Annotated in this window: 20 protein-coding genes; 6 read left to right on the plus strand and 14 right to left on the minus strand. The window is 60.1% G+C overall.

The window, feature by feature from the left end; translation table 11 throughout:
• The coding region (locus tag ACMNI9_RS01190) for a hypothetical protein (RefSeq protein ID WP_418830450.1) at window positions 1-191 on the plus strand (191 nt) is incomplete at its 5' end.
• A gap of 140 nt (window positions 192-331) precedes the next feature.
• Here ACMNI9_RS01190 and yaaA read toward each other — a convergent pair.
• From yaaA to ACMNI9_RS01225, 7 genes are all read right to left on the minus strand, one after another.
• Complete coding sequence (gene yaaA, locus ACMNI9_RS01195; RefSeq protein WP_418830452.1) at window positions 332-1,087, minus strand: peroxide stress protein YaaA; 756 nt, start codon at window positions 1,085-1,087, stop codon at window positions 332-334.
• A 5-nt stretch (window positions 1,088-1,092) separates the two neighbouring features.
• Complete coding sequence (locus ACMNI9_RS01200; RefSeq protein WP_418830455.1) at window positions 1,093-2,307, minus strand: amidohydrolase; 1,215 nt, start codon at window positions 2,305-2,307, stop codon at window positions 1,093-1,095.
• 106 nt (window positions 2,308-2,413) lie between these two features.
• Window positions 2,414-3,184: a zeta toxin family protein gene (locus ACMNI9_RS01205; protein ID WP_418830457.1), complete on the minus strand. Its 771-nt coding sequence runs from the start codon at window positions 3,182-3,184 to the stop codon at window positions 2,414-2,416.
• 1 nt (window position 3,185) lies between these two features.
• The gene (locus tag ACMNI9_RS01210; protein WP_418830459.1) at window positions 3,186-3,755 is read right to left on the minus strand and encodes a helix-turn-helix domain-containing protein; all 570 of its coding nucleotides are present in this window, start codon (window positions 3,753-3,755) and stop codon (window positions 3,186-3,188) included.
• Window positions 3,756-3,931: 176 nt separating this feature from the next.
• On the minus strand, window positions 3,932-4,849 hold the full coding sequence (locus tag ACMNI9_RS01215; protein ID WP_418830461.1) for a thiamine pyrophosphate-dependent enzyme: 918 nt from the start codon (window positions 4,847-4,849) through the stop codon (window positions 3,932-3,934).
• A gap of 2 nt (window positions 4,850-4,851) precedes the next feature.
• A complete protein-coding gene (locus ACMNI9_RS01220; RefSeq protein ID WP_418830464.1) occupies window positions 4,852-6,126 on the minus strand; it encodes a transketolase C-terminal domain-containing protein in 1,275 nt (424 codons plus the stop codon).
• On the minus strand, window positions 6,123-7,109 hold the full coding sequence (locus tag ACMNI9_RS01225) for a 2-oxoacid:acceptor oxidoreductase family protein (protein ID WP_418830467.1): 987 nt from the start codon (window positions 7,107-7,109) through the stop codon (window positions 6,123-6,125). Before ACMNI9_RS01225 ends, ACMNI9_RS01220 begins: the two co-directional genes overlap by 4 nt.
• Window positions 7,110-7,445: 336 nt before the next feature.
• Between ACMNI9_RS01225 and ACMNI9_RS01230 the strand changes: the two genes are divergently transcribed.
• Complete coding sequence (locus tag ACMNI9_RS01230; protein WP_418830469.1) at window positions 7,446-9,161, plus strand: lipopolysaccharide biosynthesis protein; 1,716 nt, start codon at window positions 7,446-7,448, stop codon at window positions 9,159-9,161.
• 87 nt (window positions 9,162-9,248) lie between these two features.
• Here the strand turns inward: ACMNI9_RS01230 and ACMNI9_RS01235 are convergent, their stop codons facing one another.
• Both ACMNI9_RS01235 and ACMNI9_RS01240 read right to left on the minus strand, forming a co-directional pair.
• Window positions 9,249-9,902, minus strand: a complete 654-nt coding sequence (locus ACMNI9_RS01235; protein ID WP_225749822.1) for a LysR family transcriptional regulator substrate-binding protein — start codon at window positions 9,900-9,902, stop codon at window positions 9,249-9,251.
• 15 nt (window positions 9,903-9,917) lie between these two features.
• Complete coding sequence (locus ACMNI9_RS01240) at window positions 9,918-11,261, minus strand: phenylacetate--CoA ligase family protein (RefSeq protein ID WP_114566289.1); 1,344 nt, start codon at window positions 11,259-11,261, stop codon at window positions 9,918-9,920.
• Between the two features lie 273 nt (window positions 11,262-11,534).
• Here ACMNI9_RS01240 and ACMNI9_RS01245 point away from each other — a divergent pair, with 273 nt between their 5' ends.
• Window positions 11,535-12,467: a LysR family transcriptional regulator gene (locus ACMNI9_RS01245; RefSeq protein WP_114566171.1), complete on the plus strand. Its 933-nt coding sequence runs from the start codon at window positions 11,535-11,537 to the stop codon at window positions 12,465-12,467.
• A gap of 140 nt (window positions 12,468-12,607) precedes the next feature.
• Here the strand turns inward: ACMNI9_RS01245 and ACMNI9_RS01250 are convergent, their stop codons facing one another.
• The 3 genes from ACMNI9_RS01250 to ACMNI9_RS01260 all read right to left on the minus strand — a co-directional run bounded on the left by ACMNI9_RS01250 (window position 12,608) and on the right by ACMNI9_RS01260 (window position 17,346).
• Complete coding sequence (locus tag ACMNI9_RS01250; protein ID WP_418830473.1) at window positions 12,608-14,131, minus strand: IMP dehydrogenase; 1,524 nt, start codon at window positions 14,129-14,131, stop codon at window positions 12,608-12,610.
• A gap of 213 nt (window positions 14,132-14,344) precedes the next feature.
• Complete coding sequence (locus ACMNI9_RS01255; RefSeq protein WP_418830475.1) at window positions 14,345-15,736, minus strand: sodium-dependent transporter; 1,392 nt, start codon at window positions 15,734-15,736, stop codon at window positions 14,345-14,347.
• Window positions 15,737-15,894: 158 nt separating this feature from the next.
• Window positions 15,895-17,346 (minus strand): aminopeptidase, encoded by a 1,452-nt coding sequence (locus ACMNI9_RS01260; RefSeq protein WP_418830477.1) that lies wholly within the window; start codon window positions 17,344-17,346, stop codon window positions 15,895-15,897.
• A 249-nt stretch (window positions 17,347-17,595) separates the two neighbouring features.
• Here ACMNI9_RS01260 and ACMNI9_RS01265 point away from each other — a divergent pair, with 249 nt between their 5' ends.
• Window positions 17,596-20,709 carry an ATP-binding cassette domain-containing protein gene (locus tag ACMNI9_RS01265; RefSeq protein WP_418830479.1) on the plus strand — a complete coding sequence of 1,038 codons (3,114 nt, stop codon included), beginning with the start codon at window positions 17,596-17,598 and terminating at the stop codon, window positions 20,707-20,709.
• 188 nt (window positions 20,710-20,897) lie between these two features.
• Here ACMNI9_RS01265 and ACMNI9_RS01270 read toward each other — a convergent pair whose 3' ends face one another.
• Both ACMNI9_RS01270 and ACMNI9_RS01275 read right to left on the minus strand, forming a co-directional pair.
• Window positions 20,898-21,230 carry a type II toxin-antitoxin system RelE/ParE family toxin gene (locus ACMNI9_RS01270; RefSeq protein WP_114566166.1) on the minus strand — a complete coding sequence of 111 codons (333 nt, stop codon included), beginning with the start codon at window positions 21,228-21,230 and terminating at the stop codon, window positions 20,898-20,900.
• The gene (locus ACMNI9_RS01275) at window positions 21,214-21,579 is read right to left on the minus strand and encodes a delta-aminolevulinic acid dehydratase (RefSeq protein ID WP_114566165.1); all 366 of its coding nucleotides are present in this window, start codon (window positions 21,577-21,579) and stop codon (window positions 21,214-21,216) included. The genes ACMNI9_RS01270 and ACMNI9_RS01275 overlap by 17 nt, the downstream gene beginning before the upstream one ends.
• 217 nt (window positions 21,580-21,796) lie before the next feature.
• Here ACMNI9_RS01275 and ngr point away from each other — a divergent pair, with 217 nt between their 5' ends.
• Together ngr and ACMNI9_RS01285 are read left to right on the plus strand one after the other, a co-directional pair.
• On the plus strand, window positions 21,797-22,399 hold the full coding sequence (ngr, locus tag ACMNI9_RS01280) for a nigerythrin (RefSeq protein WP_114566164.1): 603 nt from the start codon (window positions 21,797-21,799) through the stop codon (window positions 22,397-22,399).
• Window positions 22,400-22,553: 154 nt separating this feature from the next.
• Window positions 22,554-23,062 (plus strand): beta-class carbonic anhydrase (locus tag ACMNI9_RS01285; protein ID WP_418830482.1); only part of this gene is annotated, 509 nt, incomplete at its 3' end.

The raw sequence follows: 23,062 nt of genomic DNA on the forward strand, positions 1-23,062 counted from the left end.
CGAACGCGGACGTGACGCTGCAGGACGCCGCGACGCACCTTGAAGTCACAGCCCAAAGCGCTCGCAAGTACGCATCCGAGCTAGAGCAGGCCGATCTTGCTGAAACGACAAGCCGCCGACCGCTCAAGTTCAAACTGAGCAGCCAATGCGAAGAGACGTTCGGCGTGGCGAATTCGGCCGGGATCCGATAGACGTACGCCAAACCGCAAAAGGAGCTAGCCGAGCCGAAAGAGGGCGCCCAAATCCGCGAGCCGTCAAGGACATCAGACGCTCGCCCGCCGGCCCGACACTGGCTCTCAAAGCGAGGATCACCGCGAACGCTTTCTGTTCCCTACTGCACAAACACCAGGCAGTCGTCAGTAGAGCGCGCCTTGTCGAACGCATAGCCAGCTACGTCGAACGCGCGCAGATCAGCGACGGACTCGACGGCGCATTCGGCGCACCAGCGCACCATGGAACCGCGCGCCGCCTTGGCAGCCGTCGAACGCTGCACCAGGCGGCCACTCGCATCGATCGTACCGAACAAACACGTGACGGTTTGCAAGCCAAGACACTTCGCATGCGGAAGCACCGCTTTCGCATATTCGACCGAAGCCAAGTTCACCACAACGTCAGCCTCCGAAGCCAACGCGCGCGCCAGCGAATCGCCCCAAAACTCGTATAAGGTGCGCGCCTGGCCCACCGCCAACTTGGCTTGCATCTCAAGACGATACGGCGCCACGCCGTCGAACGGGCGCAGCACGCCGTAAAGGCCCGACAGGATGCGCACATGCTCCTGCACGTATTCCAGCTGCGCGGCGGTCATAACGCGCGGAGCAAGATGCTGGTACTGGATGCCTTCGTACGCAAGCACCGCTGGAACAAGCGAGCCCGCGCCACCGGACACGTCCATCGTGCGGAAGCGATCGAAATTGAGCTCGGCCAGCGCATCGCTGCACTGCCACAGCACCTTCGCTTCTTCATACGTCAGAGCCCGCACAGCTTCGACCAGCTGCTCGGCACGGTCAACGAACGCCGGCAGCTCGCGCCATGCGAACATATCGTCCGCTACGTTCATCTTCTTGGCGGGCGAGATAATGAAGCGCACGACTCCTACCCTTCTCCCAACATGTCGACCGCCCACTGAGCAGCCACCATGGATCCCTTGACCAGCACGCTTTCGTCCACTTCATAGTAGCAACTGTGCTGGGGATGCTCGGCGCCCACAGCAGGATTGCGCGTACCCACGAACGCCATGACCCCGGGAACCAGACGCAGGTACTCGCTGAAGTCTTCGCCGGAAAGCGTACCCTCGTAACTGCCGACGGCTTCTTCCCCCAGCACCTCGACAACAGCGCGCCGCGCCGCTTCCGCGCACTGAACGTCATTCGCCAAGCCCGCATTGCCCGGCTCGAACGTGAACCGAGCTTCAGCGTTGAACGCACGAGCGATCTTCCCCACAATGCGCTCCAAACGGTCAGGCACTTCGGCGCGCAGCTTATCGCTCCAGGTACGCACCGTGCCGGTCAGGTAAGCCGTCCCCGCCATGATGTTGCGCGCTTCGCCGCCATGAAACTCCCCCACCGTAACCACCACGGGTTCAAACGGCGAAACGTCTCGGCTGACCAGAATCTGCAAAGCCGTCACCATTTCAGCACCCACCACCACGGCGTCCACACCCTTGTGCGGCATGGATCCATGTGCGCTAACGCCTTCGATATCGATGCGGAACCAATCGGTATGAGCCATACGCTGTCCGGGCTCGCACGAAATCTTCCCGGCATCCACTTCGCTCCAAATATGAGCCCCGTAGATCGCATCGACCCCGTCGAGCGCACCGTCTTCGATCATTTTGAGCGCGCCGATAGATATCTCCTCCGCAGGCTGGAATAGCACGCGAACCTCGCCGCAAAGCCGATCGCGCAAGCCGTTCAGAATGCAAACGGCGCCCAGCATCATAGCCATATGACAATCATGACCGCATGCGTGCATGATCCCTTCGCTTTGCGAAGCGTAAGGCGCGCCCGTCTGCTCGGTCACGGGAAGAGCGTCGATGTCGGCACGCAACGCCACGCGCTTGGCAGGATTGCCGTCGGCATCGTACGCGCCCTTCGCTTCACCGCGAATAGTGGCGATTACGCCCGTCCCAGCTGCACGGCGATACTCCACGCCCAGCTTGCCCAGCTCGATGCAAAGAGCTTCTTGCGTCCGCGTTTCCTTGCCGCTCAACTCGGGATGCTTGTGCAACTCGCGCCTGAGTGCGATGACCTCGGATTCGATATCCGCCCCGATTTCGCGGATGCGCTCAGTCGTGCTGGCCGTCCCCATATGGATCCCTTTCGCCGTTCCCTGTGTTCAGCAGGGTACCATATTCCAGCCCGCACGGGTTTGACCAGGATGGATCCCGCCAGCACAAACGCCGAAAGCAAGGCGATCAGCCAAGAGTTTTCAGCTCAGCCAGCTTTCGTTCCAGATACGCCAAGTGCAAGCGCTCTTCGTCGCTCCACTCACCGAACAAGATTCGCTCGAGCGTATCGCACGCATACCCGCCGTCATCTTTGCTGAAGAACAATCGGCGCTCGGCGCGATCGTACAAGCTTACGGTATCGAACAACCCGGATTCCTCAAGCACTTTCAAGTTACTGACGATGCTTTCAACGATCAAAAGATGATGGTTCGGGTCGACCGACCGAGGCTCTGTACCCGCAATACGCATCTGCTCGTATCGCAGCTGGCAACTTACCAGCGATATTTCCGGCTTCACCGCCATCAGTGCCAGCGAAACGTCGTATCCCCGATCGCGCAAGAGCCTTGCCGTCTCGAGTGGGACCTCGGATGTCCGCAGCGTTCCTTCGATGATCAGGTTGTACCCTGCAGTTGAAAGGGCGTCAACCAGCGCCTCCACCATGCTTCCAGCCCATGCTGCCGTATACGACGGAGCATCAATTCCATACCGCGCACTGATTTCCCTGAATCGCGGATGATGAGACCGGTACTCGTCACCATTTATGATGATCGCATTGCCCTTCTGGGCGATAAGAAAGATGTTGTGCAGCGTTGTTTTTCCCGCACCGCTCTGCCCGCCAAGCAAAACAGCCCGCGGGCTGCTGAGGGGCGCCAGGTTCCCATCTGCCACGAGGGCGCTGACGATCCCTTGAAACCCGTTCTGAAATTCCTCATTCGAGTACTCTTCGATACCTGCCATGTTACGCAGCTTTCACTTTGCGACTTTCCGCCACGCGCCCCAAGCATTCGATCTGCGCCTTCAACTCCAAAAGCTTCACTTTGTCCAAATGACCTTCACTGATAATGCGAGGCTTGACCATGGCAAGCTGCATATACACGTCTTCATAGACCGCCGCGGAAGCGACATCCCCTCCTTTGCGAGCAGCGATAAGCAGTCGCGAGATCTCCCCCATCAGCTGCGCAGCCTGCTCGTTAAGAACCTCCTGTTGAAGCGTGATTTCGTACAGTTCGTTTATGTCCATGACGTCTCCATCCTCGTCGAAAGAAACCAGCGCATACACGATCTTCTCGGTTTTCTCGCGCTGGCTGTCCGCAAGCAAAGCCCCGTCGCGCTCAAGGCAATCCGCAAGAAACCTCGGGTCATCCGCAGCACGAATGAGGTTCGCATTCGCCTTGCTGGGAGTTTGTCCGTTTTCGTACCGAACCACGCTAGCCTCGCCAAGTCCCAACAAGCGCGCAAACCCTTGCTGCGTCAGCCCGTACTTTTCCCGAATCCTCTTAATATCCTGCGAAGTCAGATCATGCGACATGATTACCTCCCTTTTACTATCTTTTGATAGATTACACTATATCATGTGATTGCTTTATTGCATAGGGGGCAAGGCAAAAAACGAGGCGGAGGGACAGAGCCAATAGCCCATCCCTCCGCCTCGTAAAAAAGACGCCGCTGTTCAAGCGGCGCCTTTTCGCATCCTTAAAGCCCCACTCACGCCCAATCTCGGCGCATGGCCTCCCAAGCAGCGTCACGACCGGCCTCAACGCTGGCGATCTCGTCATCGGAAAGCGCCTTGAAGCGGCCCTGCCTGCGCAGGTACGCCTCAACGCTGGCGAACTCCTTCGGGTTCCTGTTCAGCTTGAAGCGGCCTCCGTACTGGCCGCACACCGCTTCGCCTTCGTACTCGGCCAGGTACCACAAACCCGTATCCACGATATCCTTCGCGATGTCCACCATCTCGTCCACGCCGCAGCCCCACCCTGTCGGACACGGAGCCATCACGTGAATATAGCGCGTGCCTTTGATGTCCCGGGCGCGCTCCACCTTGCGGACGAAGTCGTTCAGATAGCCAACGCTTGCCGTGGCCGCATACGGAATGCCGTGCGCCGCCACGATTTCGAACATGTTCTTCTTCTGCGTCAGACAGCCGTGCACGTTGCGGCCGGCAGGCGTCGTGGTGGTCTTGGCGCCAAAAGGCGTCAGCGAGCTTTTCTGGATGCCCGTGTTCATGTACGCCTCGTTGTCGTAGCAAATGTACAGCACGTCGTCGTTGCGGTCGATCGCCCCGGACAGCGCCTGGATGCCGATGTCAGCCGTGCCGCCATCGCCCGCAAAGCCCACCACGGTGCAATCGTCGGGCTTCTTTCCCTGCGCGCGCAGCCCGGCCTCAATACCGGTCAGCACGCTTGCCGTAGCCGCAAAAGGCGTGATCATTGCGTTGTTGGCAAAGGAAAGCTGCGGAAAATTGAAGCCGACGGCGCTCATGCAGCCCGCCGGCAGCGCGGCCACAGCGTTCGGGCCCAGCACCTTAAGCGCAGCGCGCAGGGCAAGGGAACCGCCGCACCCCGCGCATGCCTTGTGACCGAAGAAAAACTCGTCGTTGGCTATGGTCTTCGCATTGAGAGCCATTCCTATCGCCCCCTTTCGTCGCAGCTCGCAGGTTCGCATGAATCAGCGACGGAAGCCGCAGCGTCGGCTGCTTCCGTCGGCTGGCAGGCAGGCGGAACGTCATCAACACCCAAAAACGACACGCGCGGCAAGCTACCGGACCCCGCGCCGTCGGCCACCTGCTGGAGAGCGCGAAACATGCCGATCGTCTGCGCTTCGGAAATGTCGTCGCCGCCCAAACCTCCTACAAAGTTGTACGTGGGAACGCACACGCCCGCCTGCTGCAGCGCCGAATTGACGTTCGTGAACACGGTTCCCTCCGAACCGAACGAGATATCCTTCTCCAGAACGCCCACCGCCTTCGCGCCTCGCAGCGCCTCGGCAATCAGCTCCGAGGGCATGGGGCGCAGGTAGCGAATGCGCAGCATGCCCGCGCGAACGCCCTCGGCGCGCAGTTGCTCCACCACGGAGCGCGCAAGGCCTGCAGCCGACCCCAGCGTGACCAGGACAACGTCGGCATCGTCGCAGTTCAGCGTTTCGATCATGCCGGTGTATTGGCGCCCGAACACCTCGGCGAAGCGCCGCTCGATCCGCTCCACCGCGTCGGGAGCGTTCAGCATGTCGCGATGCTCCCAGTACTTGAAATAGCGGTTGTACTCAGGGCCTGCCGAAAACCCGATGTTCACGGGATGCTCGAAATCGAAGTGATTCCCAGCAGGCTCGTAGGGCGGCAGAAACGCGTCCGCTTGCTCCGCCGAAGGCACGTCCACGGTCTCGTACGTATGCGTGAGCGCGAAACCGTCCAGGTTCACCATCACCGGCGTCATAACCGCCGGGTCCTCCGCCAACGCATACGCCATAAGCGCAAGATCGAGCGCCTCTTGGTTGTCCTGCGCATACACCTGGATCCAACCGTGATCCAGCAAGGCGAGCGAATCTCGCTGGTCGCCGTAGATGTTCCACGGCAGCGCGGTTGCACGGTTCGCGTTCATCATGACAATGGGAAACCGCCCGCCCGATGCATAGGTCAGGCATTCTGCCATGTACAGCAAGCCCTGGCTCGACGTAGCCGTGAACGTGCGAGCGCCCGTAGCCGACGCGCCGATGGCGCACGACAGCGCCGAATGTTCGGACTCCACGTGCACGTACTCGGCGGCAAGCGTGCCTTCTTCCACCATCTCGCTCAAACGCTCGACCACCACCGTTTGCGGCGTAATGGGATACGCGCTGATGACCTGCGGACGCGCCAGGCGCACGCCCTCCGCCAGCGCTTCGTCGCCGGAAAGGAACCTCTTCATCGAGCATCCGCCTCGCTTTCGGGAATCATGGCAATCGCATTGAACTTGCAAGCCTTCGCGCACACGCCGCAGCCTTTGCAGAAGTCCAGATCGATGGCAACAGGAGCGCCGACGGACGCAGCCTGGTCAACCTTGAACACCGTACCGTCCGGGCACAGCCAATAGCATTGGAGGCATCCCGTGCACGCAGAAGCGTCGATCACGGGGCGCACGTTGCGCCAGCCAGCGTTCTTCGCGGTCAGATAGCCCGCCTCGAAGCACGTGGTGCGCGCGAACACGGCGGGGTCCAAGGCGTCCCCGCTGCGCAAGGTGCAGATGCGCGCGGGCGGACGAGCGGGCGATTCCGAGGGCGAGCCCTCCAAGCCTTCGGCCGCCTCGAAGTTTTCCGCGCGCAGATCGCTTTCGCCGGATTCAACCGCAATCCCCGCAACAGGCGGCCGATCGATTGCTTCGGCATCGGAAGCATCGGCCATCCGCCGGAGCGCTTCCTCCACAATTGCCAGGTTCTTACCGTGCAGTTTTTCCGGCATGTACTGGCGAATCGCCTCGTCCAGATCCTCGAGCGACACCCGATCGCACAGGCCCGCGATCGCCCCAAGAAACACCGTGTTGGGAATGGGGCGCCCCAAAAAAGAAGCGGAGATTCCGTCGGCATCGATGGCCACGATACGCTCGTCATCGAAGGTTGCAGCGCTGTTCACCAGCACGCGTCCTCCGGGTTTCAGCTCATGCTCCCAGCCAGGCCCCAGCAGCATCTCGTCCAGATACACCACGTAATCGGCGCGCGCCACCGCGCTCCGATCGCCGATAGGCGCATCGTCCATCTTCGTGAACGCGCGCATCGGCGCGCCGCGTCGCTCGGGTCCGAACGACGGAAACGCCAACGCGTAGCGGCCCTCGGAAAGCGATGCGGCCGCGCCCAGCAGCCGCGCCGCAGTGAACGCGCCTTGACCGCCGCGCCCATGCCACAGTACCTCGATCATGGAACTCTCCCATTCGTGTCACGTCTTGATCATGCCAGTATAGCGTTGCCCTCGCGCGTTCGCAGGCGCGCGCAGACGACCAGCCGTCAAACTCCCCCGATTGGGGAGCAGGGGGACAGGGGGACAGGGGGACAGTCTCGAACGGAGCCGCCCCGGCCCGTGTCGCAACAGGCGCGGAGCCTCCAACCGAGCCCAGCACGGCCAGACGCAAGCGCGCAAGGACGCGCACGCCCTCGTTTGCTGCTGCTATGAATCTTAGGGGACCAACTGCGCACGACCCCTATAATGCTCAAGGAGAGACAACGACACACGCAGCGAAGGAGCTCGACGCAGCTTATGGACCGCATGCCGCGGAACAACTCCGAACAAGAACAGCGCAGCCAGCCCACCCGGGCGCTCCATCAACGCACCGCGCCCGAGCACGAGGCGACCGAGCACGCGCCGCTGCACGCAACCAGGCGCAGCGCCCAAGATCCGAACCCGCAAACACAGCCCGACAGCGCCTCCGATCAGCGCGGGAACCGCGCACGTCGCGCGGCGAAAAAGCCTCGCAAGCCCAGCTTCATCACGCGCGCCGTCAACCACTGGTGCAACCGGCTTCTGGGGGCCGTATCCGAGCGCTCCCTTTCGGCGCAGCAAGAAGAATACGCCGCCGGACGCACCACGCGCGACTACGTGTGCAACACGCTGGGCATCGCTACGTGGGGCATGGTGTTTCCCTTCCTCACCATCGTGGTCACGCAACTGGTGGGCGTCGAGCAAGCCGGCATGTTCTCGCTGGCGTTCGTCACCGGCACGCTGCTCATGATCCTTGCCAACTACGGCGTGCGAACCTTTCAAGTGTCCGACCTGGCCGAAGAGCATTCGTTCGCGGACTACCAGGTAAACCGCTGGATCACGTGCGCGCTCATGGTGGTTGTCGGCGTGGCGTACTGCTCGATTCGCGGATACACCGATCACATGCTGACCATCAGCTTGGGCGTGTACCTCTACAAGATGATCGACGGCCTGGCCGACGTGTACGAGGGGCGCCTGCAGCAAGTGGACAAGCTCTACCTTGCCGGAATCTCCCAAGCGTTTCGCTCGGTCGCCGTGTTCATCGTGTTCTCGTTGGTGCTGCTGATCACCCGCAACCTCGGCGTTGCCTGCATCGCCATGGCCGTGGTTGCCGCCGCCACGTTCCTGTTCCTCACGTTTCCGCTGGCCCTGTTCGAAACGCCGAAATCGCGCCGTGTGAGCATGGGCAACGTGGGCGCGCTGTTCAAGCAGTGCTTCCCTCTGTTCGCAGCGCTGTTCATGTACGCGCTCATCGACAACATGCCGAAATTCGTGATGGAAGGCGTACTCAGCTACGACAACCAGCTGTACTTCAACGCGCTGTACTTCCCCGCCCAGGCCATCCTGCTGACCATCGGCCTCATCTACAAGCCGATGCTCGTCCGCATGGCCGAAGCATGGGCCGACCCCGGCAAGCGGAAGCGGTTCGATCTGACCATCGCGGCCGTGCTGGCCGTCATCGTTGCCATCACGTTGGTGGTGGCAGGCGTTATGGCGACCATCGGCATTCCCCTGATGAGCTTCATGTACGGCCTTGACTTCGAGCAATTCCGCGGCCTGTGCTTCATCATGCTGGCCGCAGGCGGGGTAACGGCAGCTATCGATTTCCTGTACCAGGTGATCACCGTGCTGCGCCGCCAGAAGGCCGTCACGCGCCTGTACCTGATCACGTTCGGATTCTCGCTGTTCGTTCCCATCCTGCTGGTGAACTTCACGGGATTGCCCGGCGCGGTGATCGGCTACCTCATTGTGATGTGCATCCTGTTCGTGTTGCTGGTCAGCGAATACATCGGCATCCGCATGGGCTTCTCCAAAGCCGAAGCCCCGCGCGAAACCGCCCCGCAGCAAGCCGACCGTCCGCGCCCCAGCGAAGCACGCGCCGAACGAGCGCGGCGCGAACGCGTGCTGGAAAAACGCGGCGCGCACGCGGGACCCGTCGTGAGCGAAGAGGCTCGCGACCTGGCCGGCAGGCGCCATCCGAACGACAACGAGTAAACAACGAGGGGGACGAGCGCGGCATCGCCGCCCCCGTCCCCCTCGTTTCAAGAGCTGCCGTTTCGCCTACACGCGACGGCAACCTACTTAGAATCGAGCGTACTTGACCAGGTTCTTCTTCAACGTGTCCACGAAACGCTGGGCATTCTCATCCAGCTGCTCGCCCTTGCGCACCACGTAGCCCAAGTGCAGCGACACATCGGTATCAAGCGGCACGGTGTTCAGCCCGGCGCCGTCGGAAATACCCACCAAAATGCCGCTCGTCACCGTATAGCCGTTCAGTGCCACGATCAGCTCCGAAAGCGACGCGCGGTCGGTGCAGGCAATGCTCTTGGCACGCGGCACGCCCGCAAGCGCCTCTTCGGCGAAGGCAACCGGAGAATCCTCGTCCTGCTCGAAATACAAGTAGGGATAGTCCTCCATATCCTCCAGAGTAAGACTGGCGGCGTTCACCATGGGGTGGCTGGCCGGCAGCGCAACGCGCGGGGCCGACTCGATAAGCTCCACGAATTCAAGACCCGCTTCGTCAAGCGCAGCGTTCAGCGTTTCAGCGGAAGCCGACGTCTGAAACAGCACGCCCAGCTGGCTTTTCCCCGACGCAACATCATCGATGACGCCCTGCGTGCTGCGATCGCGCAGCGCATACGCGTACGCATCGCCGCCCAAAGCCAGAACCACATGGGCGAACGTCTGCACGTTGAACAGATAGTGCTGACCGGAAACTGCAAAGGTGTTAGCCATGGGTAGAATCCTTCCCTATCGAGTCTGGCAGCTGCGCTCGTCAACGAAGCGCGACGCCTTGTGCTCCGACGACGTTCCCAGCTTACCCGCATCATACACGATGACCTTCTGCGGACGCACGCCCACATGCGCCTTGATGGCCGCCATCGTGCGCTTCGCCACCTCGTCGTAAGGCTCGTCGCTACCCAGCGCACGCTCCACGGACACTTCGTACTTGCACGTGAAGTCCTGCTCGTACACGCGAATGGAATACTCGCCCGTCAGCCCTTCCAGGCCGCGCACCACGAACTCGATATCGCTCGGGAACACGTTGACGGCGCTCACGATGAACATCTCGTCCTTACGGCCCGTAATGTGAATGCGTGCAAGCGTGCGGCCACACTCGCACGTATCGGTGCTCACGTAGCCGATATCGCCCGTACGGAAGCGAATCATCGGGCGCGCCTTCTTGCTCAAAGTGGTGTACACCAGCTCGCCCGTCTCGCCTGGAGCCAGCACCTCGCCCGTGTTCGGGTTCACCGTCTCGACCAGAATCTGGTCCTCCACGATGTGCAGGCCGTCGTGGGCCTCGCACGCCGCAGCGCATGCGCCGTAAATGTCGGACAGGCCGTAGAAGTCAACAACCTTCGCGCCCCACAAGTCCTCGATGCTTTCGCGCGTGGATTTGATGGAACCGCCCGCCTCGCCAGCAACGATGATGGTGTGGATGTTGAAGTCGGTGCGCGGGTCGTATCCCTTCTCCTTCGCCACCTCGCCCAAATGCCATGCATACGAAGGCGATGTCCAGATAACCGTCGGCTGGTACTGTTTCAGCACGAACAGCAGACGGTCGGACGGCACCGCGCCCACCCAGATGGCCAGCGCGCCCAGCCGCTGCGCGCCGATGACGTCGGGGCCGCCCACGTACAGCGCGAAGTTGAGCGCGTGCACGTAGCGATCGTTCGGGCGCATACCAGCCTGCCAGAACAGACGCGCCTCGGTATCCTGCCACAGGTCGAAGTCCTCCTGCGTGAACGGGCTCACCGTGGGCACGCCCGTGGAACCCGAAGACGTGGCCATGAAGATGACTTCTTCCTCGGGCACCGAGCACATCTCGCCGAAGAAGCTTCCCACGTGCTGCGTTTCGCGCTCGGTCTTCTTGTCGATGAACGGGAACTTCGCAATGTCCTCAAGCGTTTCGATGTCGGAAGGCTTCACGCCGGCCTCGTCGAACGCGCGCTTGTAGTACACGGTATTCTCGTACGCGTAGGCCACCATATCCTGCAATCGCTGCAGCTGCAGCTCCTCCAGCTGGGGCCGCGGCATGCACTCGATCTCCGGATCGTAGTACTTCTGATCGTAGGGGATGTCCTTCGCCATGAGATGCTCCTTGTTCGTTTCGTCTTTCGCGCTGCCGCCGCGCACCGTCGACCGAAATCGCTCAAACGATTCGCCGAGTTGCGCGGCGCGCGCTTCCCTGAAGAAAGAAACGCCCGCATGCGCCGAATCGTTTTGCGCGCGAAGCAGCGTATTGCATGAAACCACGAACAGCCGCTCAATACAACCATATAAGTCATTCAATGTTTTGATGCTTTGCTATCGATATTGACGATAACCGGTAGAATAGCGACCAGAACGAAGAAAGGGGTCCTTATGACGCTTCAACAGCTCCGCTACTTAATAGCCATCGCAGAATACGGATCCATCAACGCCGCCGCGCAAAACCTGTATGCCTCGCAGTCGAACCTGTCCACCGCCATAAAAGAACTGGAAAGCGAACTGGGCATCACCGTGTTCACGCGCAGCAACCGCGGCGTCACCCTCACCAATGACGGCACGGAGCTTTTGGGGTACGCCCGACAAGTGGTCGAACAGGCCGACATGCTGGAGGCGCGCTACCAGAACAAGGGAGCCGCGCACCTGCGTCTTGCCGTATCCACGCAGCATTACGCGTTCAGCGTGCAGGCGTTCGTGAACGTAGTGGAAGCATGCGATGCCTGCGACTACGAATTCATCCTACGAGAAAGCACCACGGCGGAGATCATCGACGACGTGCGGGCGTTTCGCAGCGAAGTAGGCATCCTCTACACCGACAGCTTCAACCGACGCGTCCTGCAAAAAGCCTTCGACGACGCCGATGTGGCGTACGCGCCCCTTTTCGACGCCGACGTTCACGTGTTCGTCGGCGAGCACCATCCGCTTGCGAAGCGCGACCGCATCGCGCCCGACGACCTGGCGCCCTTCCCGCGTTACTCGTTCGAGCAGGGAACCACCAACTCGTTCTACTATTCCGAAGAGCCCCTGAGCTATCTTCCGCACGCGCGCAATATCCGCATTTCGGACCGCGGCACGCTCACTAACCTGCTGACCAGCCATAATGGCTACACACTGTCCACCGGCGTGCTTTCGGCCGAAATGCAATCCGGCATAGCCAGCATCCCTTTGGATACCGACGAAGGCGAGCGCATGCAAGTCGGCTACATCATGCACAACGAGCGACGCCCCAGCCCGCTGCTGCTGCGCTACATCGAAGAACTCCATGCCATCATTCACGCGAATCCCAGCGTGGAAGCCCGGGAAGACTGATCGAGCGATTCGCGCCCGGCTCCGAAACGCCCGCCCTGCCCGACGCGCCGAGCACTCCCTTTGCACCGTGCTCGGCGCGTCAAAAAAGCGGGACGACCCGAAGGCCGCCCCGCTCGCGAATCCGTTTTTCCGACCGCGCCCTAGTGGCTCGTGTTGCTCACGTAGGGGGTCTTGTCCTTCAGCAGAACGTCGTGCGCGCCGCCTTCCACAATGGACGTGCTGGACACGATGGTCAGCTTCGCCTTGTCCTGCAGCTCGTCAATGGTAAGCGCGCCGCAATTGCACATGGTGGAGCGCACCTTGGAAAGCGTAAGCGCCACGCCGTCCTTCAAAGCGCCGGCATATGGCACGTAGGAGTCGACGCCCTCTTCGAACGTCATGCCCTTCTTGTCGCCGCCCAGGTCATAGCGCTGCCAGTTGCGAGCGCGCGCCGAGCCTTCGCCCCAGTACTCCTTCATGTACGAGCCGTTCACCATCACCTTGTTCGACGGGCTCTCGTCGAAGCGCGCGAAGTAGCGACCCAGCATGACGAAGTCGGAGCCCATGGCCAGCGCCAGCGAGATATGATGGTCGTACACGATGCCGCCGTCGGAGCAGATGGGCACGTACACGCCCGTCTCCTTGAAGTACGCGTCGCGCGCAGCGGCAACCTCGATGGTAGCCGTGGCCTGGCCGCGGCCGATGCCCTTCGTCTCGCGCGTGATGCAGATGGAACCGCCGCCGATGCCAACTTTGATGAAGTCGGCACCCGCATCGGCCAAGAAACGGAAGCCCTCGGCGTCAACCACGTTGCCCGCGCCGATCTTCACGGTGTTGCCGTAGTGCTCGCGCACCCATTCGATGGTGAACTTCTGCCAGTCGGAGTAGCCCTCGGAGCTGTCGATGCACAGCACGTCGACGCCGGCTTCCACCAACGCGGGAATGCGCTCGGCGTAGTCGCGCGTATTGATGCCGGCGCCCACCATGTAGCGCTTATGGTCGTCCAGCATTTCGTTCGGGTTGGACTTATGGGAATCGTAGTCCTTGCGGAACACCAGGCTGACCAGGTGATCGTCCTCGTCAACGATGGGCAGCGAATTCAGCTTGTGATCCCAGATGATGTCGTTTGCCACTTTCAGGGACGTGCTGACCGGAGCCACGATCAGCTTCTCGCGCGGAGTCATGAAATCGGCGACCTTCTCGTCCAAGGACATGCGGGACAAGCGGTAGTCGCGCTCGGTTACCACGCCGAGCAGCTTGCCGGTAGCGGTGCCGTCCTCGGTCACGGGCATGGTGGAGTGGCCAAGCCTCTCCTTCAGCTCTACAACCTGGGCCAGCGTCATGTCGGGAGACAGGTTGGCGTCGCTCGTGACAAAACCAGCCTTGTAGTCCTTCACGCGCGCCACCATCGCGGCCTGGCTCTCAATGGACTGAGAACCGTACACGAACGACATGCCGCCCTCAGTGGCAAGCGCCACGGCCATGCCGTCGTCGGACACGGCCTGCATGATAGCCGAAATCATGGGGATGTTCAGCGAAATGGGGCACTCTTCTTCGCCCTTGCGGTACCTGACCAGCGGCGTCCTCAGGCTGACGGCAGCCGGAACGCACGTAGACGGCGAGTAGCCGGGAACCAAAAGGTACTCGTTGAATGTACGGGACGGCTCGTCGAAATAATAGGCCATGAACTCCTCCATCTGCTGTCGGCATGTCGCTTCGCTCGCGCGGCCGGCGCGGGCGACGGTCGGCAAGGGGACGACGTGCGCGAACGCCCCGCATAGCAACCGTTACTCAAGTGTTATCCGCTATTATAGCCACGGGAAAGCCGGAAACGCGAGGTTCCGCCCGGGAAAACTCCGAATATGAAGAAATATTCGCGTCGCAGTTCGCGAAAGACGCTATCCAAGCCCCATCCACGTGCGAACGATAGGCACGTAGCCCATCACGAACACGGCCAGGATAAGAACGGGCAACACGAACCGCATGTATCCTCGAGCCCACCGGGGAAAGCCAAGGCCCTTGCCGGTGTCGGCCTCGGCCACGAACGCCTTCCAACCCCATCCGCGCTTGCTCGTGCAGAACAAAAGGAACACGAGCGCGCCCAGCGGCAGCACGTTGTTCGACATGAGGAAGTCCTCGATGGCCTGGATATTACCGATGCCCGGCACCTCCACGCCAGCCCACACGTTGAAGCCCAGCACGCAAGGCAGCGAAAGCAGCGCCAGCGCAATGCCGTTCACCAGGCAGGACTTCTTACGGGACCAGCCCCATTGATCCATGCCGAAGCTCATAATGTTCTCGAACACCGCGATCACGGTCGACAGGGCGGCAAAACTCATGAACAGGAAGAACAAGGTGCCCCACAGCTGACCGAACGGCATTTGCTCGAACACGCTGGGCAACGTGATGAACACAAGGCCCGGGCCGCTTCCGGGCTCGACCCCGAAAGCGAAGCATGCCGGAAAGATAATCAGACCCGCCATAAGCGCAACCAGCGTGTCCAATCCCGCGATGCGCACGGCTTCGCCCGCCAGCCGATGACGCTTGTCAATATAGCTGCCGAAGATGGACATGGACCCTACGCCCACCGAAACCGTGAAGAACGCCTGACCCATGGCGGCAAACACCGCATCGGCAAACGTTCCCCACCCGCCTGCGAACAGCTTTCCGAAATCAGGCATGAGGTAGAACTCGAGGCCAGCCTCGGCTCCCGGAAGCGTGATCGCGCGGACGCACAGCACGGCCAACACGGCGAACAGGGCAACCATCATGAGCTTCGTAACGCGCTCGACGCCGTTGCGCAATCCGGCGCGCGTCACCAGCACGCCAATGACGACCACCGCAAGCATGAACGCCGTCATCTCCAAGGGATTCGCCAACAGCCCGTTGAACACGCCCTCCACGCCGGAAGCGTCCATGCCGTCGAACGTGCCCATTGCAGTGAGCAGCATGAACGCCAGCATCCAGCCGGCCACGGTGGTGTAGAACATCATGAGCAGGTAGTTGCCCGCCAAAGCCGCCCACTTGAACCGGTGCCATTTGGACCCCTGCGGCTCCAGATCGTCGAAACTGCGCGCGACGCCTTTTTGGCTCGCGCGGCCGACGGCGAATTCCATGACCAAGATGGGCAACGCGAAAATAACCAGGAAAAGAAGGTACAGCAGCACGAATGCCGCGCCACCGTACTCGCCGGTAATGTAGGGGAAACGCCAAACGTTGCCCAACCCAATAGCGCATCCCGCACTGATGAGGATGAACCCCAACCTTGATCCAAACTGCTCCCGAGCCATAAGCGCCTCGCTATCTGAAAGCGCCCGAACCGGACAGCGGCTCGGGCGCGCACGTACAATGCGAGCAGTGTAGCGGAAAGGGGGCCGAAGCACCAGCAATATAATCGACTCGTGCGCACGCGATCGACCACGTGCGCACGAGTTTTGGAATCGACGCGCTACGCGTTCTTCAAAAACGCTTCGTAGCCCTTGAACGCCTCGTAGATGTCGGCCTTGCTCGTAACCTCCCACGGAGAGTGCATCGACAACACGGGCACGCCCGAGTCGATAACGTCCATGCCGTGCTCGGCGGGAATGTAGGCGATGGTCCCGCCACCGCCCGCATCCACGCGGCCCAGCTCGGCCGTCTGGAACGACACGCCGGCATCGCCCATGATGCGACGGATGCGCGCCATGTATTCGGCGCTTGCGTCGTTCGAACCGCTCTTGCCGCGCGCGCCGGTGTACTTGTTGAACACCAGGCCACGACCTAAGAAAGCGGAATTCTTAGTCTCGAAAACACTCGCGTATGCAGGATCGAATCCTGCGGACACGTCGGAGGACAGCATGCTCGACGAAGCCAGCGCGCGAGCCAACGGCAAAGGACCGCCTTCGCCAGCAAGCTCCATGACCTCGGCTATCGTGTTCTCGAAGAATCGCGAGGCCATGCCGGTAGCGCCCACGCTGCCAATCTCCTCTTTGTCCACCAGCACGCATACCGCGGCCTTGTCGAGCATCTGATCCGCCATGGCCAGCTGCGCGGCCAGGGACGTGAACGCGCATACGCGGTCATCCTGCCCATAGCCGATGACCATGCTGCGGTCGAAGCCCAAGTCGCGCGCACGACCGGCAGGCACCACTTCCAGTTCAGCCGAAAGGAAGTCCTCTTCGGCAATGTCGTACTTCTCGGCCAGCAGCTTGAGCGCGAACGCCTTCACCGGCTCCTTTTCCGCCAGCTTTTCGAAAGCGGGCCCGTCGTCCGCCGCTTCAGACGTCGCTTCGCCTTTGCCTTCCCGCTCGATCAGAAGCGGACGGTTTCCCACCAGCAGGTCAAGAGCCTCCCCTTCAACGACTTCCGACGCCTTCTTGCCCATCTGCTGGCTCGCCAGGTGAATGAGCAAATCGGTCACGCAGAATACCGGGTCGCCCAGATCGTCGCCCACCTGCACGTCCACCACGGAGCCGTCGGTCTTCGCCACCACGCCATGCAAAGCAAGCGGCAGCGTAACCCACTGGTAGTGCTTGATGCCTCCATAATAATGCGTGTCCAAAAGCGCGAAGTCGTTCGCCTCGTACAACGGATTCTGCTTGACGTCAAGGCGCGGCGAATCAATGTGCGCACCCAGAATGTTCAAACCGGCCGTCAGCGAACCGGCACCCAACTGCACTAAAATGAGCGCCTTGCCATGGGCGAGCGCCCATACCTTGTCGCCCGACTTGAGCGTCCGACCTTCGCTCACGGCAGCCGCCAAAGGCCGGTAGCCAGCGGCCTCAGCCATGGTCACGGCAGTTGCCGCGCACGCACGCTCGGTTTTGTTTTCGGAAATGAAATCGATGTACTCGGCAGCTAGATGCTCAAGAGCTTCCAGGTCAGCTTCGTCGTACTTTTTCCAGGCTGTCTCGTGTTCCATACGCTTCCTTTCGCACGTCCGTTAGTTCAGGGCCATTATCGCTGCTGACGCCGTGCATGAAGGGCCTCGCAAGGAATTTCTTGAAGAAACCAAGGTAGGACGTTCAAGGTAACCGTTCGGTAACTCGGTGGAGATTGGGAATTCGCGGTTTATTCGAAGCGAGAAAATTTACTATAGAAACTAAACTAATTGCAAACGCACATTGCGCGCCGTGCACCCGGCAACGAGTCGCGCATTGAAAGGCGCCCCATGCTGCAACTTCTGAACATCTGCAAGTCCTACACTACGGCCGATTTCACCCAAACTGCCCTCGACAACGTATCGGTGTCCTTTCGCGATAACGAGTTCGTCGCCATTCTTGGTCCTTCCGGCTCGGGCAAAACAACCCTGCTGAACATTGTGGGCGGCCTGGATCACTACGACTCCGGCAACCTTATCATCGACGGCATATCCACCGAGCAGTACAAAGACCGCGATTGGGACGCCTATCGCAACAACCGCATCGGCTTCGTGTTCCAAAGCTACAATCTGATCCCGCATCAAACGGTGCTCGCCAACGTGGAATTGGCGCTTACGCTATCAGGCGTTTCTCGCGCAGAACGCCATGATCGGGCGGTCGAAGCGCTGCGCAAAGTAGGACTGGGAGATCACGTCAACAAAAAGCCCAGCCAACTGTCCGGCGGCCAGATGCAGCGCGTCGCCATCGCGCGCGCACTCATCAACGACCCCGAAATTCTTCTTGCCGACGAGCCTACCGGCGCGCTCGATTCGAAAACGTCGGTGCAGATCATGGACCTGCTGACCGAAATCGCGAACGACCGCCTTGTGGTCATGGTCACGCACAACCCCGAGCTGGCCGAAGAGTACGCTACCCGCATCGTCACCCTTGCCGACGGCGTTATCCGCGCGGACACCGATCCCTTCGACCCCAGTTCGGAGGATCTACGCGTCAGCGACAAGCCCGTACGCCGAACGAACATGTCGTTTCTGACCGCGCTTGCACTGTCGTTCAAGAACCTCATGACGAAAAAGGGTCGCACGCTCATGACGGCGTTTGCGGGGTCGATCGGCATCATCGGCATTGCGGCCATCCTTTCGCTTGCCAACGGCGTGAACAACTACATTAAGAACGTCGAAGAAGAAACTTTGTCCGAATACCCGCTGCAAATCCAAAGCACCGGATTCGACATGACGTCGATGATGCTGGGAGCCGCCGGCGTTGAGAGCGACGTTTCAGCAGGTCAGGGAGCCGCAGAAAGCGACGGAGAAGGCACTGTCCGCGTGGCTGAAATGATCACCAACATGGTTTCAAGCATTGGATCGAACGACCTGGCGTCGCTCAAGGCGTACTTCGACAGCGGCGAAAGCGATATCGATCAGTACACGAACGCAATCGAGTACACGTACAACGTCGCGCCGCAGATATACAGCTCGAACACCGAAAAGCTCCGCCAGGTGAACCCGGACAAATCGTTCTCGGCGCTGGGGCTGGGCTCGACCACCAGCTCGAACAGCCTCATGTCCATGTCCATGAGCACCGACACGTTCTACGAAATGCCCAGCGATCCCGACCTGTACGAAAGCCAATACGACGTGAAAGCGGGCAGATGGCCCAGCAACTACAACGAGGTCGTACTCGTGCTAACGGGGAACGGAGCCATCAGCGACCTCATGCTGTACACCATGGGCCTTCGCGACTCGGCCGAACTTGACGACATCGTGAAGAAGTTTGCCGCAGAAGAAGAGATAACGGCTCCTACCGACATCGAACAGCCCTCCTACGATCAAATTCTCGACGTGTCGTTCAAGCTGGTGAACGCCACCGATTATTACGTCCGCGACAACGAGTTCGGCGTCTGGAAGGATAAAACCGATGACACCAACTACATGCTGGATCTGGTGTCGAAAGGCGAGGACGTCAAAATCGTAGGCATTGTCCAGCCGCGCGAAGACGCAACCGCCACTATGCTCAGTTCGGGCATCAACTACCCCGCGTCCCTCACCAACCACGTGATCGAGCAGGCAGCCAACAGCACCATCGTGAAAGACCAGTTGGCAAACCCCGGCACCAACGTGTTCACTGGAAAGCCCTTCGGCGAAGAGGATGAAAACGACGGCGGCTTCGCCATGGATTCGCTGTTCACCATTAACGGCGACGCCCTGCAAGCGGCATTCACCATCGACCAAAGCAAACTCTCGGTCGACATGTCCAATGCGCTCAACCTGTCGTCCGGGCTTCAGAACATGCCGCAGGTCCCCGAGCCGAACATGGACGAGACCGCCGGGAAGATCAAGTTCGAGGTCACGCCCGAGCAAACCCGCGACATCGTCGATAACGTCATGGCCGGATACAAAAAGTACCTGCTCACCCATCCGATCGACCCTAGCGATCCCGACGCGTTCAACAAGAGCTTCTCCGATTACATGGCGACGCCCGAAGCCCAAGCCATCATCGTCGCAGCCGCAGCGGGCATTGCAACGGAAAGCGACCTGCAAGCCCAAATCGCCACCGCCCTGCAAGGCTATATGCAAACGACTATGACCACGTACATGGGAGCCATGGCAACCGAGCTGCAAACGCAGGTCACCGCCGCGCTGCAGCAATCGATGAACCAGATGGCCGCCAACATGGCCTCCGCCATGTCCATCGATCCCGACAAGTTCAAAGACGCGTTCCAGATGAACATGAGCGAAGAGGAATTGGGCGAGCTTATGATGTCGCTCATGAGCAGCGAAGACGCCTCGTATGACAACAACCTCAAGAAACTGGGCTACGCCGACCTCAACAAACCAGGCGCTATCGACATCTATCCCGTCGACTTCGAAAGCAAAGAAAAGGCCATCGAGATCCTGGACGCCTACAACGATCGCATGACCGCCGAAGGTCAAGACGACAAGGTTATCACGTACACTGATTTCGTAGGAACGCTTATGTCTTCCGTTACCGACATCGTGAACATGATCAGCTACGTGCTGGTAGCGTTCGTAGCCATCTCGCTTGTGGTGTCATCCATCATGATCGGTGTCATCACCTACATTTCGGTTCTCGAACGCAAGAAGGAAATCGGCATCCTGCGCTCCATAGGTGCGAGCAAGGGCGATATCAGCCGCGTGTTCAACGCCGAGACCATCATCGTGGGCTTCACGGCCGGGCTTATCGGCATCGGCACCACCGCGCTTGCCTGCATTCCCGTCAACGCGATTGTGTATTCCCTGTTCAACGTAGCCGACGTAGCGTCGCTGCCGTGGCAAGCCGCCGTTATCCTGGTTGCCATCAGCGTGTTCCTCACGTTCCTGGCCGGCCTCATCCCCTCGAGCGCCGCAAGCCGCAAAGACCCCGTGGAAGCACTGCGGAGCGAATAGCACGACAGCTCTCGCCCGCGAACGCTAACGCTTCGCACCGTCTTTTCGAGCGAGCGGCCCAAACAGGTCGCTCGCTTTTTTATGCGGAACGCAGCGCGGCGAAGGGGCAGAACAAGGGCATGCACCACGGCCTTTCGCCCCCCTGCCGCAGTCCCTCGCACCACGCCGGCACTCCGCTTCTCACCCCCTTACTCCGAACCACCCCATTCCGTCACGAACCGTTCGTACAGTCGCGCCTGATGAAAGAGCTGCAAGAACCAAACCACCTCGCCGTCTATGCGATACACGATGACGTACTTGAGAACGTAGTGCTCCCTATAGGAACGACCGAGCCAACGAGGTCTGCTGGAAACAGCGTTTATAAACGGACTACATGCTAAAAGCTCCTTTGCGCGATCCACGGCACGCACCATACGTTCAGCAGCATTCGGCGAACCGCAATCAACCATCAGGTACGACAGGACATCTCGAAGATCATCATCGAATGTATCTGCTACGCAAATACTAAAATCCGTATTCATTCCGAATCCCAGCGCGCATATCTTCGTACGTCATATAGCGCCCCTCCTCGATATCGCGCTCAGCCTCCTCAACCCTTTCCCTCACCGAGACCACTTTCTTTTTCAAAGAGCAGTATTGCTCGATCAGCTCCTCACCCTCGTAGCCTTCCGAGATCAAATGGCGCAGGATATCAACCGTCACGTCTTCGTCTTCCACCTCAAGCGGCTGAAGGAACATCCCTTTGTCGGTCCAAGTGCACAAGGCGTAATCCCCAAAGCCAGCCTTTTCGTATATTTTCGCCGGGATGGTGATCTGCCGCTTGCTCGATATTTTGATAGCTTGAGGCTTCTCCAAAACCGCAACGTTCATATCCTTCTCCTTGCCAAGCGCTTGGTTCTTGGCAATAGTATACCATAAGGGTACATCTGTTCGCAATATTAGAGCCGTATGAACTTTGTGCGAAGCCTTGTCATCCGTTTCGATTACCCTCTTGCATGCACCTGGCGTTCAGGGTAGTATTTCAGTTAATGAGATTTGTTCTCATTAAGATGAGAAGACGAACTAAGACGAGAAGGAGCATGCATCCATGAAAGTGCGCGCGCAAATCCCCACCGCTGAGAATTCCACGAACATGAACGGCTTCGGCACGTGCGAAGTTGGCTCCACCCTCGACAACCTGAAGGCTGCCATCGGCGGCGAGACCGGCGCTTCCGCGAAATACACCGCTTTCGCCAAGGCTGCCAAGGAACAGGGGTACGACCAGATCGCGCGTCTGTTCGAGGCAACCGCAGCCGCCGAGCAAATCCACATCGGCCTGGAGTACGCCCTGGTCGCCGACATGGAGCCCGGCTACGAGAAGCCCGCAGCTCCTGATTGCTCCGGCGCTCAGACCGACCTGAACCTGATCTCCGGCGCGCAGGGCGAGATCTTCGAGACCTCCGACATGTATCCGGCATTCATCAAGAAGGCTCAGGAAGAGGGCAACGCCAAGGCCGTGCAGGTGTTCACGCGCGCCAAGCTGGCTGAGTCCGTGCATGCCGAGCGTTACCTGGCCGCATACAACGACCTCGACGCTGCCGACGACGACGCTTTCTATCTGTGCCCCATCTGCGGTTATATCCACAAGGGCGAGGATTTTGAGAAGTGCCCCATCTGCTTCTGCCCGAAGGCTTCCTTCAAGGCGTTCTAAGCTAACTTTTTCACCTGCGCAAGAAACGGCCGCCCCATCGGGCGGTCGTTTCGCATTGTTTCATGCCGTTCGACCAACAACACGGACAACGCGAAAGCCCGGCAAACGCCCGTCGTTGCGCTATCATACTACCCTTCAAACAAGAGAGGGCACCATGAACCAACGTCAATGCATTACCGCATCCTCCACCGTCGAGGACATCCTCGCTCACAACCGCTCGTTCGTCGAGCAGCGCGAATTCGAGCGCTACGTCACCGACAAATACCCTGACAAAAAGCTCGCGATCGTCTCGTGCATGGATACGCGCCTGACCGAGCTGCTGGCCGCTGCGCTCGGCCTGAAAAACGGCGACGCGAAGATCATCAAAGTAGCAGGAGGCGAAGTTTCCCACCCGTTCGGCAGCGTGATGCGATCGCTCTTGATAGCCGTATGCGAGTTGGGCGTGGAAGACGTCATGGTGGTTGCGCACACGAACTGCGGAGCGCAACACATGAGCGGCGCGAGCATGGTAGAGAACATGAAACGGCTCGGCGTGTCCTCTGAGCGCATTGATTTCGCACGTCATTGCGGTATCGACTTCGACCACTGGCTCGCCGGCTTCGGAGATACCGAGGAGGCCGTACGGAAGAGCGTCGACATGGTGCGCGCGCATCCCGTCATGCC

This window comes from Paraeggerthella sp., from assembly GCF_048427265.1.
Lineage (GTDB): Bacteria > Actinomycetota > Coriobacteriia > Coriobacteriales > Eggerthellaceae > Paraeggerthella > Paraeggerthella hominis.

Excerpts from the sequence above, each read along its gene's own strand:
- ACMNI9_RS01250 (WP_418830473.1), bottom strand. The coding sequence starts at position 14,131 with ATGGCCTATTATTTCGACGAGCCGTCCCGTACATTCAACGAGTACCTT.
- ACMNI9_RS01240 (WP_114566289.1), bottom strand. The coding sequence starts at position 11,261 with ATGGCGAAGGACATCCCCTACGATCAGAAGTACTACGATCCGGAGATC.
- ACMNI9_RS01225 (WP_418830467.1), bottom strand. The coding sequence starts at position 7,109 with ATGATCGAGGTACTGTGGCATGGGCGCGGCGGTCAAGGCGCGTTCACT.
- ACMNI9_RS01205 (WP_418830457.1), bottom strand. The coding sequence starts at position 3,184 with ATGGCAGGTATCGAAGAGTACTCGAATGAGGAATTTCAGAACGGGTTT.
- ACMNI9_RS01200 (WP_418830455.1), bottom strand. The coding sequence starts at position 2,307 with ATGGGGACGGCCAGCACGACTGAGCGCATCCGCGAAATCGGGGCGGAT.
- ACMNI9_RS01230 (WP_418830469.1), top strand. The coding sequence starts at position 7,446 with ATGGACCGCATGCCGCGGAACAACTCCGAACAAGAACAGCGCAGCCAG.
- ACMNI9_RS01215 (WP_418830461.1), bottom strand. The coding sequence starts at position 4,849 with ATGGCTCTCAATGCGAAGACCATAGCCAACGACGAGTTTTTCTTCGGT.
- ACMNI9_RS01275 (WP_114566165.1), bottom strand. The coding sequence starts at position 21,579 with ATGAACGTTGCGGTTTTGGAGAAGCCTCAAGCTATCAAAATATCGAGC.
- ACMNI9_RS01235 (WP_225749822.1), bottom strand. The coding sequence starts at position 9,902 with ATGGCTAACACCTTTGCAGTTTCCGGTCAGCACTATCTGTTCAACGTG.
- ACMNI9_RS01245 (WP_114566171.1), top strand. The coding sequence starts at position 11,535 with ATGACGCTTCAACAGCTCCGCTACTTAATAGCCATCGCAGAATACGGA.
- ACMNI9_RS01210 (WP_418830459.1), bottom strand. The coding sequence starts at position 3,755 with ATGTCGCATGATCTGACTTCGCAGGATATTAAGAGGATTCGGGAAAAG.
- ACMNI9_RS01220 (WP_418830464.1), bottom strand. The coding sequence starts at position 6,126 with ATGAAGAGGTTCCTTTCCGGCGACGAAGCGCTGGCGGAGGGCGTGCGC.
- ACMNI9_RS01270 (WP_114566166.1), bottom strand. The coding sequence starts at position 21,230 with ATGAATACGGATTTTAGTATTTGCGTAGCAGATACATTCGATGATGAT.
- ACMNI9_RS01265 (WP_418830479.1), top strand. The coding sequence starts at position 17,596 with ATGCTGCAACTTCTGAACATCTGCAAGTCCTACACTACGGCCGATTTC.
- ACMNI9_RS01260 (WP_418830477.1), bottom strand. The coding sequence starts at position 17,346 with ATGGAACACGAGACAGCCTGGAAAAAGTACGACGAAGCTGACCTGGAA.
- ngr (WP_114566164.1), top strand. The coding sequence starts at position 21,797 with ATGAAAGTGCGCGCGCAAATCCCCACCGCTGAGAATTCCACGAACATG.
- ACMNI9_RS01255 (WP_418830475.1), bottom strand. The coding sequence starts at position 15,736 with ATGGCTCGGGAGCAGTTTGGATCAAGGTTGGGGTTCATCCTCATCAGT.